Origin of the sequence: Actinotalea alkalitolerans (assembly GCF_023369855.1) — a bacterium.
Taxonomy (GTDB): Bacteria; Actinomycetota; Actinomycetes; order Actinomycetales; family Cellulomonadaceae; genus Actinotalea.
This window is the reverse complement of the sequence record NZ_JAMBPP010000003.1, coordinates 55634-72550: the sequence shown is the minus strand read 5'-3', so window position 1 is coordinate 72550 and position 16917 is coordinate 55634. Positions and strand designations below refer to the sequence as shown.

The window sequence follows — 16917 nt, the reverse complement described above, 5'->3', positions numbered from 1 at the left end:
GTGGGCCGACCTGCGGAAGGGGACGTGTGCCGGATCAACAGCGGGATCAGCAGCCCCTCCGAGTGCTCCTCGTCGAGGACGACGACGGCGACGCGCTGCTCGTCCAGGAGCAGTTCGAGGACGAGTCGGCCGTGGTCGAGCTGCTGCGCGCACGGTCGCTGGACGAGGCCAAGGGGATGCTCGACGTCGACTGCGTCCTGCTCGACCTCGGCCTTCCGGACGCCTCCGGGATCGACGCCCTGGAACGCCTCGCCGTGCCAGGGACGGCGCCTGCGATCGTCGTGCTGACAGGCATGGCGGATGCTGACGTCGGTCTGCGCGCGGTCGCCGCGGGGGCGCAGGACTACCTGGTCAAGGGCGAGGTCAGCCTCGGGCTGCTGTTCCGCACGGTGCGCTACGCGATCCAGCGACGTCAGGCCGACGCTCAGGAGCGCGCGCTGTTCCGGGCACAGGTGCGATCACGTGAGACGCAACGGCTCGAACGGGCGCTGCTGCCCTCGCCGCTCGTCGGCGACGGTGCGCTCGAGGTGCTCGTCGGCTACCGAGCGGGTCGCGACGGCCTGCTCGGGGGCGACTTCTACGACGTCGTCGAACGCCCTGACGGCTCGGTCGCCGCGATCGTGGGCGACGTCGCAGGACACGGACCTGATGAGGCTGCCCTGGGGGCCACGCTGCGTGCGGCGTGGCGGACGGCGGTGCTCGCGGGCCTCGACTCCCAGCGGGTCCTGGCGGTCGTCGAGCAGATCCTGGCGGCCGAGCGAGGTCGCCCGGAGGTCTTCACGACGCTGGTCATGGTGGTCGTGCACCCGGACCGGACGGCGATGGACCTGTACCTGTGCGGCCACCCGGCGCCGTTGCACGTCGGGCGCACCACCCGTGTGCTCCCGGCCGACTGCCGGGGCCGTGCCCTGGGGATCCCGGTGCCAGGGGGGTGGCAGCCCGAGCGGGTCGAGCTGGGGACGAGCTGGCGGGTCGTGCTCTACACCGACGGCGTGCTCGAGGCGACGGTCGACGGCGGCGAGGAACGGCTGGGCGAGGAGGGTTTCGTCGCGGTCATCGACGAGGCCCTGGCGATCGACCCGTCGGGTACCGCGCTCCCCGGTCGGCGCGCTGCCCGCCTCGATCGTGGCCCGGACCTCGACGAGGACGGTGAGCGGCTCGACGGTCACGCCGGCGTGACGCTGGTCGACCGGATCCTCGAGGCGGTCCGGTCCCGGCACGGCGGCGACCTCGTCGACGACACCGCGCTGGTGGTCCTGGGCTGGTCGGGGTCCGAGGCGTGAGCCCGACGCCCGAGGCCCGGGCGGCCAGGGCCTGGCGTACCTCGCTGCGTCGACGGCTGCGTATAGCTCTCGTCACGGCGGGCACCCTGCTGGTGCTCGTGGTCGCCGGTGCGATCTGGGCGCTGGCGCTCCTGGCCGACCGCCAGCAGGTCGTGACCCACCTCTACTTCGAGGCGATCACCGAGGCGGATGCCGCCTACGTCCAGCTCGTCAACGCCGAGACCGCGGTGCGCGGGTACGCGCTGACGGGCGACCCGATCACCCTCGAGCCGTTCCACCGGCTGACCGAGCAGCCCGCGGGCAGCGACATCGAGCAGGGGCTCGCGGCCGAGCTCGGGGAGGACCACCGGGTGCTGCTGATGCGCTCCGAGGCCGGGGATCTCGCCACGCGCTGGTACCGGGAGTTCGCGCAGCCGACGATCGAGGCGGTCGAGGAGGCGGGCCCCGACGCGGTGGGAGTCGCCGACATCGAGGAGGGCCGGGTCCTCTTCGACGAGCTCCGCGTCGACGTCGAGGCCTATGCGGACCTCCTGCGGGACGAGCGGGACCTCGCGGTGGACGAGCTCGGCACCTCGACAGCGGCGCTGACCGTGGCGCTGGGCCTGCTGGCCGTCGCGCCCGTCGTCGTGGGTGTCCTGCTGTGGGTCTTCCTGCGGCGCTGGGTGACGGGTCCGCTCGCCGTCCTGGCGCAGGACGCACGCATCGTGGCCGGGGGAGACGTCGACCACCCGGTCGTGGACGCCGGGCCGGGCGAGGTGGGCGAGGTCGCACGCGACGTCGAGCTCATGCGCGAGCGCCTCGTCCGGCTCGCCGCCCAGGCGGCCGAGGCCCGGGCGGCGCTCGAGAGCTCGCACGAGCTGCTGCAGGAGCAGGCCGAGGAGCTGCGCCGCTCGAACCGGGACCTCGAGCAGTTCGCCTACGTCGCCTCGCACGACCTCCAGGAGCCGCTGCGCAAGGTGGCGAGCTTCACCCAGCTGCTGCAGAAGCGGTATCAGGGACAGCTCGACGACCGAGCGGACCAGTACATCGACTTCGCCGTCGACGGTGCCAAGCGGATGCAGCGTCTGATCAACGACCTGCTGGGCTTCTCCCGGGTGGGACGGATCGGCGGCGAGCTCACCGAGGTCGACATGGGCTCGGTCGTCGAGCGGGCCTCGGAGAACCTCGGCACCGCGATCGAGGAGTCCGGGGCGGTGGTCACGGTTGTCGACCTGCCCGTGGTCCGCGGCGAGGAGCCGCTGCTGGTCCAGCTCGTCCAGAACCTGATCGGCAACGCGATCAAGTTCCGGCACCCCGACCGGGTCCCCGAGGTGCGCATCGAGGCGCACCAGGTGGGAGGATGCTGGGAGTTCGCGTGCCGTGACAACGGGATCGGGATCGACCCCCAGTACGCCGACCGGGTGTTCGTGATCTTCCAGCGTCTCCATGCCAAGGACGTGTACGAGGGCACCGGGATCGGGCTCGCGCTGTGCAAGAAGATCGTCGAGTTCCATGGTGGAGACATCTGGGTCACCGACGCGTCGCCCGGGACGGTCGTCCGATGGACGATCCCGGTCGGTACCCACGAGGAAGAGGCCGCGGTGGGCGGCATCGAGAGCGGAGTGTCATGAGCAGCATCCAGAACCCGATCGACGTCCTGCTCGTCGAGGACGACCCGGGTGACGTCCTGATGACCAGGGAGGCCTTCGCGGAGAACAAGGTCGCCAACCGGCTCGCCGTGGTCAGCGACGGTGCCAGCGCGATGGCCTACCTGCGCAAGGAGGGGGAGTACGCCGACGCGCCGACGCCGGACATGGTGCTCCTCGACCTCAACCTGCCCCGGATGGATGGCCGCGAGGTGCTCGCGGCGATGAAGTCGGATGACGAGCTGCGCAGCATCCCGGTCGTGGTCCTGACCACCTCCGAGGCCGAGGAGGACGTGCTGCGCAGCTACTCGCTGCACGCCAACGCCTACGTCACCAAGCCCGTGGACTTCCAGCGGTTCATCGACGTGGTCCGCCAGATCGACGACTTCTTCGTCTCGGTCGTACGGCTGCCCTCGCGCTGAGCGCCTCCCGCGGGCCACGCGCGGGCCGACGGAATGTCTGGGCGACGTGGGGCGTTGCTGCCGACGACAGCCTGGGACGAGCGAAGGACGGGCGATGAGGGACCCGAACGGCATCTACTCCGTCGACGACGACGTGGCACGCGATCTGACCGAGCACGTCCGGTCGGGCGGCGGGCCCGTCCTGCTCCACCTGGTGCGGGGCTTCGTCGACGCCGGCAGTGCCGGGCAGCTCGCGGCGGACCACCTCACAGCCAACTTCGACGTCACGCGGCTCGCGACCTTCGACGTCGACCAGCTCCTGGACTACCGCTCGCGCCGCCCAATGATGACCTTCGACGCCTCGACGTGGAGCGACTACGCCGAGCCCGCTCTGGTGGTCGACGTGGTGCGTGACGCGGAGGGTGTCCCGTTCCTGCTGCTGCACGGCGTCGAGCCGGACATCCAGTGGGAGCGGTACGTGGCGGCGGTCCGACAGCTCGTCGAACGGTTCGACGTGCAGCTGACCGTGGGCGTGCACGGGATCCCGATGGGCGTCCCGCACACCCGTCCCCTGTCGGTGACCGCGCACGGGACACGGGCCGAGCTCGTCGAGGACCACGTGTCGTGGTTCGGCACGGTGCAGGTACCGGCGAGCGCGAGTGCCGTCCTGGAGTACAGGCTGGGCCGCTGGGGTCACGATGCGATGGGCTTCGCGGTGCACGTCCCGCACTACCTGGCGCAGTCCCCCTTCCCCCAGGCGTCGCTCATCGCACTCGAGCAGGTGCAGCGGGCGACCGGGCTCGCGCTCGACGCCCAGGCACTCGAGGCGGCGGCTCGCGAGACCCTCGACGAGGTCGAGCGCCAGGTCGCGGGGTCGGAGGAGGTCGCCGCCGTGGTGCGCGCCCTCGAGGAGCAGTACGACTCGTTCACGCGGGCGATCGGTCGGACCAACCTGCTCGCCGAGACCAGCGACATCCCCACCGCGGACGAGCTCGGCGCTGAGTTCGAGCGCTTCCTGGCCCAGCAGCAGGGTGGCGACGGTCCCGGGCTCTGACGGCGGCGGGCGTGCGGCCGGGTCCGACCGGCCGCGGGTGTCCCTGGTGAGGCGCCCCGCCGTGGTGTGGGGCGCGGCGCTGGTCGCCTACGTGGTCGCCGTCCTGCACCGCAGCTCGTTGGGCGTGGCGGGAGTCGAGACCGTCGAGCGTTTCGGGGTCAGCGCCACGGTGCTCGCCTCGTTCGTCGTGGTCCAGCTCACCGTCTACGCGGCCCTGCAGATCCCCGCCGGGGTGCTGCTGGACCGGTTCGGCTCGCGCGCGATGATCGCGACGGGTGCGGTGCTCATGGCCGCGGGGCAGCTGCTGCTCGGGGTGGTGACGGAGCTGCCGTGGGCGCTGGTCGCCCGCGTCCTCATCGGTGCCGGCGACGCCGCGACCTTCATCTCGGTGCTGCGCCTGGTCGTCGTGTGGTTCCCTCCGCGTCGGGTTCCGCTCTACACCCAGACGACCGCCCTGGTCGGTCAGCTCGGCCAGGTGGCAGCTGCGGTCCCTCTCGTCCTCGTGCTGCACCTGGCGGGGTGGACGACGGCCTTCGTGGGGCTCGCCGCCGTGGGGACCCTCAGCGGGATCCTGGCCTGGGCGACCATCCGTGACCATCCCCTCGGCACGGTGCACGAGCGATCCCGCGCCGGTGTGCTCGCCCCGTTGCGTGAGGTCGTCCGCGAGCCGGGGACGTGGTTGGGCTTCTGGACCCACACCCTGGGGCAGTTCTCCACCACCGTCTTCGTCATGCTCTGGGGCTTCCCGTTCCTGATCTCGGCGCAGGGCCTGCAGCCGGCGCAGGCCAGCGGTCTGCTCACCCTCAACGTCGCCGCCGCGATGGCCGCGGGGCCGGTGATCGGGGTGCTGACGGGCAGGCACCCGCTGCGGCGGTCGTGGATGGTGCTGACGATCGCCGGGGCGATGGGTGCTGCGTGGGCTGCAGTCCTGCTCCGTCCCGGACCCAGCCCGTTGTGGCTGCTCGCGGTGTTCGTCGTCGTCATCGCCGCGGGGGGGCCAGGTGCCTCGATCGGCTTCGACTACGCCAGGACCTCGAACCCGACCCCGCGGATCGGCGTGGCCACCGGCCTGGTGAACGTCGGTGGCTTCGGTGCGGCTCTCCTGTCGATCATGGGTGTCGGCGTGGTCCTGGACCTGGTGAGCCCGCCGGGCACCACCGACTTCTCGCTCTCGGCCTTCCGGGTCGCGTTCAGCGTGCTCGCGATCCCGTGGGTGGTCGGTGTCGTCGGTGTCCTCGTGACTCGGCGGAGCACCCGCAGGATCCTGCGTGAGCACGGGGTCGTCGTGCGGCCTGTGCGGGTGCTGCTCGCCGAACGGCGTGCAGCGCGTCGAGGTCCCTCGCGCGGCGGTCGGGCGGCCTCTGGACACCGGGACGAGGGGCCCCCCGGGCCTTCGGCCTGAGGCGCCGCGACGGGCGCGGGGATGTGGCGCGGAACACAGGCGTCGTGCCAGAATTGCGCCGTTGCAGTGAGGACTTACGCATGATCCGGGGACGGTGGAGACACCTCCCCGTCAGTTCCTGTTCGCTGGGCCACCGGTGCAGGACGTGGGGCAACCATTGCGGCAGGCGGACCGGACACCAGGGTTCGGTCATCGACGTCCCCGGATGGACAGAAGGACAGGAAACGCATGGCGCAGGGATCTGTGAAGTGGTTCAACGCTGAGAAGGGCTACGGGTTCATCGCCCAGGACGGCGGCGGCGCCGACGTCTTCGTCCACTACTCGGCGATCGAGACCCAGGGGTATCGGTCGCTCGAGGAGGCTCAGCGGGTCGAGTTCGAGATCACGCAGGGTCCCAAGGGACCTCAGGCGGAGAACGTCCGACCGCTCTGATCGCGTGACCCACGAGGCCGCGTCTGCTCCGGCGGACGCGGCCTCGTGTCGTCCGGTGCCGCAGCGAGTACCGTGCCGAGGTCGCCCGTCGGGGGCGGGACACCATCGGTCAGGACCTCGCCCGCTCCGGCGAACTCGGTCAGGTCGGGTCCGTGCAGCACTCGGCTCGGCATGGGCAGGGACCGCAGGGCCCTGGCCAGTCCCGCGTCGTCGAGGAGTCCCTGGCGAGCGGTGCCTGCGACGACGAGGTTGCCGTAGCGCCGGCCTCGGAGCTGTCCCGGCTCGGCCACCAGGGCGACGTGTCCGAAGACCTCGCGAACCGTGGCCACCTCCGAGCGCGCCAGCGCCAGGGGTGGCCGGTCGGCGCAGTTGGCCAGGTAGAGGCCCCCGGGACGCAGGACCCGCGCGACGTCGGCGGTGAACTCGACCGTCTGCAGGTGCGCCGGTGTGGTGTCCGGCGCGAAGACGTCCCGGATGACGAGGTCAGCGCTCGCATCGCCCTGACCGGCAAGGGCCTCGCGCGCCTCGGCGGCGCGCAGCCGCAGGCGGGGGGCCCGGGGCAGGCCGAACCAGGCCCTGACGAGCGTGACCAGGCGGTCGTCGATGTCCACGGCGAGCTGCCGTGAGCCCGGACGGGTGGCGTCGACCCACCGGGCCATCGCGCATCCCGCTGCCCCCAGATGGACGACGTCGAGGGGGCCCTCGGGCAGTCGGTCCACGACGGCGGCCATCTGCTGCATGTACTCGAACTCGAGCCGGGTGGGGTCCTCGAGGTCCAGGTGCGAGCTCGGCACCCCGTTGACCATCAGCGTGACCGAGCCCGGTGCCCCTCGCTCACGGACCAGCTCGACCGTTCCCGTCGTGGTGCGCACCACCCCCTCGGGCAGCTCGACCGGACCCGGACCGCTCGAGCGGGGACCGGCGCGGCGAGCTCGTCTGGTCTTGTCGGGCACCGGACCACCGTAGTGCCGCCCCTGGTCGCAGCCAGGCGTGTCAGCGGTCGCTGGGATGCTCATGCCACCAGCGGGACGTCCACGTCACACGCGGGGGAGTTGACCGGATCGAACAAGTGTTCGATGATGGAGCGAGGAGGTGTGCGATGGCATCGGCGACGTATCAGGGGCCGGTCGGTCTGTTTCCCGCGCCCACGACGATCAGGGGCGACACGAGAGGTGGCGCCCCGGCGGGGGTCCCGCCCGTTCCGCCGGCGGCGGTCGACCTCCTCGCGCGCAGCGACGCGGAGCTCGTCGCGGCCCAGCTGTCCACCTCACCGGGGGAGAGGTTCGTCCACGCGCACCTCGCTGCTCTGCGGGCGGGTGCGGCGCTGCTCCAGGTGACCGGGCGACCTCAGCGGCGCCCCTCCCCGCGTACGGTGTGGGAGATGGTCTCCCTGGTCGCTCCGGCTCTCGCTCCCTGGACGGCGTACTTCGCCGACGGCGCGCGGTTGCGATCGGCGATCGAGGCCGGTCGGGACGAGGTGGTCGACGCCGAGCGCGCCGAGCAGCTGGTCTGCGTCGCGGAGGACTTCCAGGACGCCGTCCGGGCGCTGCTGGACGACCCGGCGCGCGGACAGATGGCGGCGCGTGGTGTCCGGGCTTCGTGACGTGCGATGAGCCGTAGCCCGACGCCGCCGGGGATGCGCCGGAGCTGGGGCTCCGACGAGGACGGCTGCTCCATCCTCCACGTCGACATGGATGCCTTCTTCGCCTCGGTCGAGCTTGCCCGGCGACCGCACCTGCGCGGACGTCCTGTCGTCGTCGGGGGCGAGGCGCGGTCCGTGGTGCTCGCCGCGACCTACGAGGCGCGCGCGTTCGGGATCCACGCTGCGATGCCGATGGCGCAGGCGCGCAGGCTGTGCCCGCAGGCCGTGGTGATCCCGCCCGACCAGGCGGCGTACCGTGCTGCCTCGGCGCGGGTGATGGAGATGCTCGGTGACGTGACCGCGGTGATCGAACCGGTGAGCGTCGACGAGGCCTTCCTCGACGTCTCCGGGGCGCGGCGCCGGATCGGTCCGCCGACACGGATCGCCGAGCTCATCCGCACGCGGGTGCACGCTGAGCTCGGCGTGACCTGCTCGGTCGGGATCGCGAGCACCAAGTTCGTGGCGAAGCTCGCCTCGGGCTTCGCCAAGCCCGACGGCGTGCTCCTGGTCCCGAGGGTCGCGGCGGTCGACTTCCTGCGGGCCCTTCCGGTGGGCGCGCTGTGGGGAGTGGGCGAGCGCACCCGGGAGGCCCTCGCACGCTGGGGCATCAGCACCGTGGCCGACCTCGCGGACGCCGACGTGCGAACCGTGCAACGGGCGGTCGGTGCCGTTGCGGGTGCGCACCTGTACGACCTCGCCTGGGGGCGGGACCCTCGTCCGGTCGTCCCGGCCCGTCAGGAGAAGAGCATCGGCGCCGAGGTGACCTTCGACGAGGACACCGCCGACCTCGATCTCGTCCAGGGGCATCTGCTCGCGCTGGCCGATCGGTGCGCGAGCCAGCTGCGGGCCCGCGGCCTGGTGGCACGCACCGTCGCGATCAAGGTGCGTGCCGCGGACTTCCGCACGCTCACCCGTTCGCGGACGTTGTCCGTCCCCACCGACGTGGCGCGGGAGCTCTACCTCACCTCGCGCGAGCTGCTCGCCGGCACCGACCTCGGTGGTCAACGGGTCCGTCTGGTGGGTGTGCGCGCAGAAGGGCTGTCCGAGGTCGGCGCGCGCCAGCTGACCCTTGACGAGGCGGTCGACGACTCGTCCGGTACGCAACGTCGGGCTGAGCAGGTCATGGACGAGGTGCGTCAACGCTTCGGCGTTGCCGCTGTGCGCCCGGGCGCGCTGATCGGTGGCGCGACGCGGGAACACCAGGGGGTGCCCGCACGTTCTGGAAGTGTCCACCCCCTCTCAACTACCGCGGACGCCCCGCGGGACCTATCCTGAGAGTGTCCCCGTCCCAACGGCAGCACGGAGGTAGCGATGCCTCTGTCCGAGTACGAGCAGCGCGTACTGGAGCAGATGGAGCAGCAGCTCACGTCTGACGACCCCAAGCTCGTCAACACCTTCCAGGGTCGCGCCTCGAGCAGCGTGCGTCGGTGGTTGCTCACCGGCGCTGGTGCGCTGGTCGGGTTGACGGTGCTCGTCGTCGGCGCAGCCACGAGCCTGCCCTGGCTCGGCGTCCTCGGCTTCGTGCTGATGTTCGTCTGCGTGGTGCTGGCCTTCTCGCCGCCCCGGCGCGGATCGGGGCCCACCGGTGTGGTCGGGTCGGACGGGTCGGTCCGACCCAGCAAGGGACGTCCGGGATCCGGCGCGGATCGGGGAGGGCTCTTCACCCGCCTCGAGCAGCGGTGGGACGACCGACGCGACAACCGCGACCGCTGAGGTCAGGTCCGAGCGAGGTCAGGTCCGGGCACCGGGCCACCAGGGCGCGTCGTGATGATCACGGCGCGTCTCGATCGTCGTCCTGCATCCTCTCAGCCACGCCCGTCCGCCGCTCCCGCGTGCTGCTCCGGCGTGAGCATGGGCGCCTCGACAGCGTCGACCCAACCCCCCAGCTCCTGCGGCGACCACGCGGTCGGGGTCGGTGCGTACTGCTCCGCCTCGAACGCTGCGACCAGCTGCTCGAGCGCGCGGGTTGCCTCGAGGGTCGTGGCATCGTCCAGCTGCAGGGTGGTCACCGCCTCACCGCCTGCTGATCGCAGTCCGGGCCCGCGGCCGTCGGCCGAGGCGCGCGGGCCCGCACGATAGGCGTTCCGTACGATCTCTGCCGCCTGCCGCGGTGTCGTCGCGTCGCTCCAGCCGACCCCGTGGCCGGCCAGACGGGTGCGCAGGACCGACCATGCGCGCACCGGGTCGAGGGCAGGCGCGGCCTGGCGCAGGCGCCTGCGGACCAGCAGGGAGATCCCCAGCACCAGGAGCACCGCGATCACGGCGGTCACGGCCACGACCAGCAGCAGCGGCACGGACGCCGTACCGATACCGACCTGGCTGCCACCGGTGCTGCCGTCGCTCTCCGGGGCTGCTGCCTCGGGGAGCGGCTCGGTCTCGGTCTGCGGCGCCGCTGTCGGTTCGTCCTCCGGTGTCGCCGCGCCTCCGTACGGGTCGGCCCAGAGCGGAGGGGCGCCGGTCTGGACGGCCGGCGTCGGCTCGAAACGTACCCAGCCGGCCTCCGCGAACCACAGCTCGGGCCAGGCATGGGAGTGTCGCCCGGTCACGACGAACGAGCTGGGCTGGCGTTCCTGAGCCGTGCCGGGCAGGAACCCCACCGCGAGCCGCGCGGGGATGCCGGCAGTGCGCGCCATGACCGTCATCGCGGTCGCGTACTGCACGCAGTAGCCGGTGCGCTGGGTCAGGAAGTCCCAGACGGCGTCGTCGGTCTGGGCCGGTGGGATGGTCGCCGAGTAGGTGAAGTTCTCGAAGTTGCGGAACCAGGACTGCAGCGCCAGGGCGCGGTCGTAGTCGGTCGTGCTGCCCGCCATGACAGCCTCGGCCTGCGCCCGGATCTCCTGCGCGAACGGCGACTCCGGTACCTCGGTGTACACCTCGCGTGCCTCGAGCGGTCCTGCGGTGGAGTCTGCGCGCAGGTCGTCGGCGGTGAGGCTGCGCGGGGAGACCCAGAGGTCGTAGCTGATGTCACGGGTGGTGGTCCCGACACCCAGGACCTCGTCACGAGAGGCGTCGTAGAGCCAGTTGCCGTCGATCTCCACCTGCCGGGGGTCGGTGGGGATCGGCAGCCTGTCCTGGTCGAGGTTGCCCACCTGGACCGAGACCCGCGCGGCGTCCTGCGGGACGGGAACGGCACCACCCGGCCACAGCACCCCCGAGGCGCGGGCGAGGTCACCCTCCGGGGCGGCTCGGTTCCACTCGGCGCCGTCGAAGTCGGTCATCGTGTACATCCGCAGCGGCCCCAACGTCCGTGACTGCGTCGTGTAGCTCAGGATCGGCTGGTCGGACCGGGCAGCCAGGCTCGCCCGCATGTCCAGGTCGGTCGAGAGCCGCAGCGGACCGTCGACCGCACCTGGCCCCCAGGTCGCCGGCAGCGTGACCGACCGGTAGAAGGGCACGCCCGAGGCGATCGGACCCGAGGCGAGTGCAACCACCGTCAGCACCACCGCGGCTGCGGCGGTCACCCGCAGGTCGCGCGGGGTGCTGCGTCGTCCCGACGGCGGCCGCGGGCGGGTCAGGTGCAGCAGGACCAGGTAGGACAGTCCCGCGAGCACGAACGGCACCGGGGGGACGGCCCGCTCGAAGAAGATCGTGGGCAGCCACAGTCCCACGATCGCCAGTCCGCTGAGCCCTGCTCGACCCAGCCCCAGGGCCACGAGGTCACCCAGCAGGACGACCAGCACCACGCCCCCCACCAGGAGCAGCTCGAGCCCGAGGACGGGCTCGACCGGGATGACTCCGTCCGCGACGGCGCGGACCCCGCCGCGAACGAGGAAGGACAGCCGCTCCATCGTCTCCCGGGTCGGGACGGGCAGTCCCAGCCCGGTCCCGGTGGATCCGTAGACCGACACGATGCACAGTGCGGCGACGAGCGTGGCCCAGGCGGTCGGCACCAGGCGTGACGCGCCCGCGCGCCGGGTCGCCGTGGTGACCAGGAGGAGGACCAGGGTGGCCATCAGCGAGACGCCGACCCAGCGGCCCGGTGCCACGAGGTACGTCATCGCCCAGAGGCCCGAGGCGACGCCTGTCGCGAGCGCGCCGGTGGCTGCCCAGCCGTGCGCACCGCTCACGGGGTGGGCGCTCATGCCCGGGCACCGAGGCGGTCGTCCGCGGCGAGCAGCCGCTCCCACGCGTGGGTCAGGTCCTCGCCGGGTCGTGCGACGGCCACCGTCCACCCGGCTCGGCGCAGCGCGTCGTGCGTGTGCTGCTCGCGTGTGGTCAGGCTGTGCCGGGCAGGGCCGTCGACGCGCTCCACGCCCGCCCCGGTGGCGCGGACCACCGCCCAGCCGTGGCTGGCCTGCCCCACCCGCGCGAGGGCCTCGAGGCAGCTCTGCTCGAGCCCTCCGACGACCGCGAAGACCACCTCGGCGCCCCCGGCGGCACCGGTGAGGGTCTCGACGGCTCTGAGCAGCGCGCGCTCACGTGCCTCCTCGGTCGCGGGAACCACGAGGTCGACGGTCTGGTCCAGCAGCGCGTCGGCTGTGGCGCCGTCGACGTCGGGTGCGTGATGAGACCCGCGCTCGCGGCGGATGCCGTGGTCGCTGCCGTCGAGCAGCCGTACGTGGTGCCCCTCGTCCGCCAGGGCCAGGGCGATCGACGCGGCGGCGCTGATCGACCACTCGGCCTGCTCGCGATCCAGCGGCAGGTCGAGCAGCACGCTCGCCGCACGTCGGCCGGCGCGCTCGTCCTGCCGCACCATCACCTGCCCGCGGCGCGCGGTGCTCTGCCAGTGGACCCGACGCAGGTCGTCTCCGGGACGGTAGTCGCGCAGTGACGAGTCGTCGGCGGCGGGAGTCCGGGCGCCCGCCGAGGACCGGTCGACGTCGGTGGCCGTCGGTCCGCGGGTCAGGTGCAGGGCGGTGGTCGCAGGACGGACCGCGACCTGTGCGCTCTGCCCCAGCCGGCCGCTCGAGTGCGCGACCCCGAAGAGGTCCTGGCTGCGGACCTCGAGAGGGCCGACCGTCCAGCGCCCACGTTGCTCGGGGTGGATCGCGTACGTCAGGGTCAACCGACCTGCGGCCCGCTCGACGCGTGCGCGCAGGGGCTGTGGACCGGAGAGCTCACGTGCGGCCCGTTCGGCGACCTGCAGTCCGGTGACCCGGCGCGGTGTCCCGGGGCTCGTCACCACCACGCTCACGACGGCGCGACGCCCCACGGTGACCGGGTGCGGGGTGATGCGACGGGTCAGCTGGAGGCGTCCTCGTCGGTGCAGGCCTGCCTCGACCACGAGCCAGGTGAACCCGGTCGCCACGGTGAGCAGCACCAGGGCTCCGCCCTGGACGAGCGATGCCACCCCCAGGAGCACCCCGGAGACCAGCAGCGCCCCGCCCACGGCGGCGAGCCACGCGCCGCGGCGCGTGAGGCGGACGGTGCGCGCGGGCCGCATCAGCCGATGGCCCGCCGATCAGGCGCGGCGGCGCGGTCGGTGATCGGTAGACGGGTGCGCGAGATGATCGCGGTCAGGGTGTCCTCGACCGAGTGCCCGGACAGCCGGGCGTCGGTGCTGGGCAGGAGCCGGTGGGTGAGCACGGGTACCGCGAGCTCCTGGACGTCGTCGGGCAGGACGTGGTCCCGCCCCGCCATCGCGGCGAGGGCCTTGGCGGCGCGCAGGAGCTGGATCGACGCGCGCGGTGAGGCACCGAGCCTCAGGCCGGGGTCGTTGCGGGTGGCCTCGGCGAGGTCGACCACGTACTGCTTGATCCCGGGGGCGGCGTACAGCCGCCGGGTCACGGTGATCATGCGGGTGACGTGCTCGACCCCGGTCACGGGCGTCAGGTGGGCGAGCGGGTCGGAGGTCTCCTGCCGGTCGAGCATCTCGACCTCGGCGTTGCGCGAGGGGTATCCGACGCTGAGCCGGGCCATGAACCGGTCGCGCTGCGCCTCGGGCAGGGCGTAGGTGCCCTCCATCTCGATCGGGTTCTGGGTGGCCAGGACGAGGAACGGTCGGGGCAGCTGGTACGTGGTGCCGTCGATCGTGGCCTGCGCCTCCTGCATGCACTCGAGCAGTGCGGACTGCGTCTTGGGGGAGGCGCGGTTGATCTCGTCGCCGATGACGATGTTGGCGAAGACAGGTCCGGGACGGAACTCGAACTCGTGCTGCTGCTGGCGGTAGATGGTCACACCGGTCAGGTCACTCGGCAGCAGGTCCGGGGTGAACTGGATGCGGCCGACGGTGCAGTCCACCGACCGGCCCAGTGCCTTGGCGAGGGTGGTCTTGCCCACACCGGGGACGTCCTCGAGCAGGAGGTGACCCTCGGCGAGCATGACGGCGACGGTCAGCCGGACCAGGTCGGGGCGGCCGGAGATCACGGTCTCCATCGCGGCGCGGATCCGGCCCGAGGTCTCGGCGACGTCGTCGAGCTCGACCGGTGCGGGAAGTGCGTGGACCATGGCGACCCCTTCGGCGGACTGCCACGAGCGTAGGTGATCTGCGGGCCGTCCCGCGACGCACGACCGGGCCGGGCAGGGGTGGGCGTGGGCCCTCCACCCGCCCCCCACTTCGCTCCACCATGGGCTCCGCGGTGTCCGGGTGGGCCCGGGAGAGGGCCTCGGTTGGAGCTCCTCGGGGCGTGAGCGGGCCCGGGAAGCGGTCGACCCGACCGATATGTCGGGACGGACGCGCCGAGCAGCACGCGGCCGCGAATTCCCCTCCACCGTGGTTCAGGGCTCTGACCTGCGCATACGTGGCATGGACGCGTCCATACCGGAAGATTCACCCGGTCAGGTGGAGTGTTGTGGAGTAATGTGGGGCCACCTGGGGAGCAGTGGGCTTCCGTCGCACGACGGCACCCGGTGCGGGGCACGGAGGGGAGGTTGCCGGCATGACGAGCGAGACACCGAGCTACGGCGCCTACAACCCCTTCCTGGGCACCTACACGCCTCGGCTCGACGACAAGGGCAGGCTGATCCTCCCGGCCAAGTTCCGGGGCCAGCTGGCGTCGGGCCTGGTCGTCACCCGCGGCCAGGAGCACTGCCTGTACGTCTTCCCGGTCGACGAGTTCCGTCGCATGCACGACCAGATCCGCCAGGCACCGGTCACGAGCAAGCAGGCCCGTGACTACCTGCGCGTCTTCCTGTCGGGAGCCCACGACGAGGTGCCTGACAAGCAGGGGCGCCTGGCGATCCCGGCCGGCCTGCGGTCCTACGCGCGCCTGGATCGCGACGTCGCCGTGATCGGTGCCGGGTCGCGGGTCGAGATCTGGGACGCCGGCGCCTGGGAGACCTACCTCGACGAGCAGGTCGGCGTCTACGCCGACACCGCCGAGGAGGTGATCCCCGGTGCCTTCTAGACGATGACCGCGTGTGCTCGACGGATCGGCGAGCACCGCACGGTGAGGTCTCCTCCCGCCTTCTCTGACGCACTTCCCCGGCGTCAGAGGGCTGCGGAGGGAGACCTGGTCGGGCGGTGGAGGGCCACCCGACCAGCAACCACGCGACACGGCACCAGCGCCGGCTGCGGCAGGTCGCAGGACAGGACGCACGACGTACGACCAGCCACGACAGGAGAGGGAGGTGACGGTGGACACGCAGGACGAGCGCCCGGCCGCCACCCGTCACACCCCTGTCCTGCTCGACCGCTGCGTCGAGCTGCTGAGTCCTGCGCTGAGCGCTCCAGGTGCCGTCCTGGTGGACGCGACCCTCGGCATGGGAGGGCACACCGAGGCCCTGCTCACCCGGTTCGAGGGTCTGCGGGTCATCGGGCTCGACCGCGACCTCGAGGCCATCGGGCTGGCCGAGGCGCGGCTCGAGGCGTTCGGAGACCGCTTCACAGCGGTCCACGCCGTGTACGACGAGATCCAGGAGGTCGTCGAGCGCACGGCGGGCGGAGAGGTGCAGGGCGTCCTGATGGATCTTGGGGTCTCGTCCCTGCAGATCGACGAGCCCGAGCGCGGCTTCTCCTACGCGCAGGACGCGCCGCTGGACATGCGGATGGACGCGGGGGGCGGGATCACGGCGGCCGAGGTGCTCAACACCTACCCCGAGGCGGAGCTCGTGCGGATCCTGCGCGAGTACGGCGAGGAGAAGTTCGCTCCCCGGATCGCCCGTACCGTCGTGGCAGCGCGGGCGGTGGCACCGCTGGCCCGCACCGGACAGCTCGTGCAGATCGTCCGGACGGCGATCCCCGCGGTCGCCCGTCAGACCGGCGGCAACCCGGCCAAGCGGACCTTCCAGGCGCTGCGGATCGAGGTCAACGCCGAGCTCGAGGTGCTCGAGCGCGCACTGCCCGCCGCGGTGGAGACCCTTGCCGTCGGCGGGCGGATCGTCGTCATGGCCTACCAGTCCCTCGAGGACCGCCTGGTCAAGAGGGCCCTGGCTCGCGGCGCGACGTCGAGCGCACCCGCCGGTCTGCCGGTCGAGCCCGAGACCCACCGGCCCTACCTCCAGATGCTCACCCGGGGCGCTGAGCGCGCCGGGCCGGCCGAGCTCGAGGTCAACCCCCGCTCCGCACCCGTCCGCCTGCGCGGTGCGGTGCGGCTTCGCCCCACCCCCGATCACCTTCGTCACGGGAGAACGTCATGAGTGCACAGGCTGCTGCCCGTCAGCCACGACCCGTACCGGCCAGCGCGCCGGCCGCGGCTCCCCGGCTCCCGGAGGCGCGACCCCGGCTCAGGGTCGTCCGTGCCCCAGCCCCCGCCCGGACGCGGGCACCGTTCGTCATGCTCTGCATCACGGTGCTCGCCGGCTCGTTGCTGGGGGCGCTCCTGCTCAACACCTCGATGGCCCAGGGGGAGTACGACCGTTACGCGCTGCAGGTGCGGCACGCCGCGGCCACCACCGAGCAGCAGCGGATCGAGTCCGAGATCGCCCTGCGCAAGTCGCCTGCCGAGCTCGCCGCCGCCGCCACCGCCCTGGGCATGGTGCAGGCCGAGGGCAACGGCTACCTCCGGTTGTCCGACGGCGCCGTCCTGGGCAACCCCGTCCCCGCGGAGGCTCAAGGATGACGCAGGCACCACGTCGTGCTCAGGGAGCGTCGGGGCGCTCTCAGGGACGGGCATCCTCTGACCAGCCCCGTCGCCAGCCGGCAAGCCCGCCGCCCTCGTCGTCGCCCGCCGGGAGGTCGGGGCAGCCGCTGGCGCAGCG

At 72.4% G+C, this 16917-nt stretch carries 16 protein-coding genes; 12 read left to right on the top strand and 4 right to left on the bottom strand.

Annotation, left to right across the window (positions count from 1 at the left end; all coding sequences use genetic code 11):
- The first annotated feature begins 62 nt into the window (after positions 1 to 62).
- The 6 genes from M1R94_RS03890 to M1R94_RS03865 all read left to right on the top strand — a co-directional run bounded on the left by M1R94_RS03890 (position 63) and on the right by M1R94_RS03865 (position 6197).
- On the top strand, positions 63 to 1283 hold the full coding sequence (locus M1R94_RS03890) for a PP2C family protein-serine/threonine phosphatase (protein ID WP_249380357.1): 1221 nt from the start codon (positions 63 to 65) through the stop codon (positions 1281 to 1283).
- On the top strand, positions 1280 to 2893 hold the full coding sequence (locus M1R94_RS03885) for a sensor histidine kinase (RefSeq protein ID WP_249380356.1): 1614 nt from the start codon (positions 1280 to 1282) through the stop codon (positions 2891 to 2893). The genes M1R94_RS03890 and M1R94_RS03885 overlap by 4 nt, the downstream gene beginning before the upstream one ends.
- Positions 2890 to 3330 carry a response regulator gene (locus M1R94_RS03880; protein ID WP_249380355.1) on the top strand — a complete coding sequence of 147 codons (441 nt, stop codon included), beginning with the start codon at positions 2890 to 2892 and terminating at the stop codon, positions 3328 to 3330. The genes M1R94_RS03885 and M1R94_RS03880 overlap by 4 nt, the downstream gene beginning before the upstream one ends.
- A gap of 94 nt (positions 3331 to 3424) precedes the next feature.
- On the top strand, positions 3425 to 4363 hold the full coding sequence (locus tag M1R94_RS03875) for a proteasome assembly chaperone family protein (protein WP_249380354.1): 939 nt from the start codon (positions 3425 to 3427) through the stop codon (positions 4361 to 4363).
- Positions 4364 to 4409: 46 nt separating this feature from the next.
- Positions 4410 to 5765 carry an MFS transporter gene (locus tag M1R94_RS03870; RefSeq protein WP_249380353.1) on the top strand — a complete coding sequence of 452 codons (1356 nt, stop codon included), beginning with the start codon at positions 4410 to 4412 and terminating at the stop codon, positions 5763 to 5765.
- Positions 5766 to 5993: 228 nt separating this feature from the next.
- Positions 5994 to 6197, top strand: coding sequence for a cold-shock protein (locus M1R94_RS03865; protein WP_249380352.1), 204 nt, complete (start codon positions 5994 to 5996; stop codon positions 6195 to 6197).
- On the opposite strand, the gene M1R94_RS03860 is transcribed toward M1R94_RS03865, so the two are convergent.
- Positions 6170 to 7150: a spermidine synthase gene (locus M1R94_RS03860; RefSeq protein ID WP_308199869.1), complete on the bottom strand. Its 981-nt coding sequence runs from the start codon at positions 7148 to 7150 to the stop codon at positions 6170 to 6172. The genes M1R94_RS03865 and M1R94_RS03860 overlap by 28 nt on opposite strands.
- Before the next feature lie 146 nt (positions 7151 to 7296).
- Between M1R94_RS03860 and M1R94_RS03855 the strand changes: the two genes are divergently transcribed.
- From M1R94_RS03855 to M1R94_RS03845, 3 genes are read left to right on the top strand one after another with little or no spacing between them, the layout of a single operon-like run.
- The gene (locus tag M1R94_RS03855) at positions 7297 to 7800 is read left to right on the top strand and encodes an SAV_6107 family HEPN domain-containing protein (protein ID WP_249380351.1); all 504 of its coding nucleotides are present in this window, start codon (positions 7297 to 7299) and stop codon (positions 7798 to 7800) included.
- Positions 7801 to 7806: 6 nt separating this feature from the next.
- The gene (gene dinB / locus M1R94_RS03850; RefSeq protein WP_249380350.1) at positions 7807 to 9114 is read left to right on the top strand and encodes a DNA polymerase IV; all 1308 of its coding nucleotides are present in this window, start codon (positions 7807 to 7809) and stop codon (positions 9112 to 9114) included.
- A gap of 36 nt (positions 9115 to 9150) precedes the next feature.
- The gene (locus tag M1R94_RS03845) at positions 9151 to 9552 is read left to right on the top strand and encodes a DUF3040 domain-containing protein (RefSeq protein WP_249380349.1); all 402 of its coding nucleotides are present in this window, start codon (positions 9151 to 9153) and stop codon (positions 9550 to 9552) included.
- A gap of 92 nt (positions 9553 to 9644) precedes the next feature.
- On the opposite strand, the gene M1R94_RS03840 is transcribed toward M1R94_RS03845, so the two are convergent.
- From M1R94_RS03840 to M1R94_RS03830, 3 genes are read right to left on the bottom strand one after another with little or no spacing between them, the layout of a single operon-like run.
- On the bottom strand, positions 9645 to 11921 hold the full coding sequence (locus M1R94_RS03840) for a transglutaminase TgpA family protein (protein ID WP_249380348.1): 2277 nt from the start codon (positions 11919 to 11921) through the stop codon (positions 9645 to 9647).
- Positions 11918 to 13222 (bottom strand): DUF58 domain-containing protein, encoded by a 1305-nt coding sequence (locus M1R94_RS03835; protein WP_249380347.1) that lies wholly within the window; start codon positions 13220 to 13222, stop codon positions 11918 to 11920. The genes M1R94_RS03840 and M1R94_RS03835 overlap by 4 nt, the downstream gene beginning before the upstream one ends.
- Entirely contained in the window at positions 13222 to 14226 is a 1005-nt protein-coding gene (locus M1R94_RS03830; RefSeq protein ID WP_249380346.1) for an AAA family ATPase, read from the bottom strand. Before M1R94_RS03830 ends, M1R94_RS03835 begins: the two co-directional genes overlap by 1 nt.
- A 431-nt stretch (positions 14227 to 14657) precedes the next feature.
- On the opposite strand from M1R94_RS03830, the gene mraZ reads away from it, so the two are divergent.
- From mraZ to ftsL, 3 genes are all read left to right on the top strand, one after another.
- Positions 14658 to 15125, top strand: a complete 468-nt coding sequence (gene mraZ, locus M1R94_RS03825) for a division/cell wall cluster transcriptional repressor MraZ (protein WP_249380345.1) — start codon at positions 14658 to 14660, stop codon at positions 15123 to 15125.
- A 229-nt stretch (positions 15126 to 15354) separates the two neighbouring features.
- Positions 15355 to 16356 carry a 16S rRNA (cytosine(1402)-N(4))-methyltransferase RsmH gene (gene rsmH, locus M1R94_RS03820; protein ID WP_249380597.1) on the top strand — a complete coding sequence of 334 codons (1002 nt, stop codon included), beginning with the start codon at positions 15355 to 15357 and terminating at the stop codon, positions 16354 to 16356.
- On the top strand, positions 16353 to 16778 hold the full coding sequence (ftsL, locus tag M1R94_RS03815; RefSeq protein WP_249380344.1) for a cell division protein FtsL: 426 nt from the start codon (positions 16353 to 16355) through the stop codon (positions 16776 to 16778). The genes rsmH and ftsL overlap by 4 nt, the downstream gene beginning before the upstream one ends.
- Positions 16779 to 16917 lie beyond the last annotated feature (139 nt).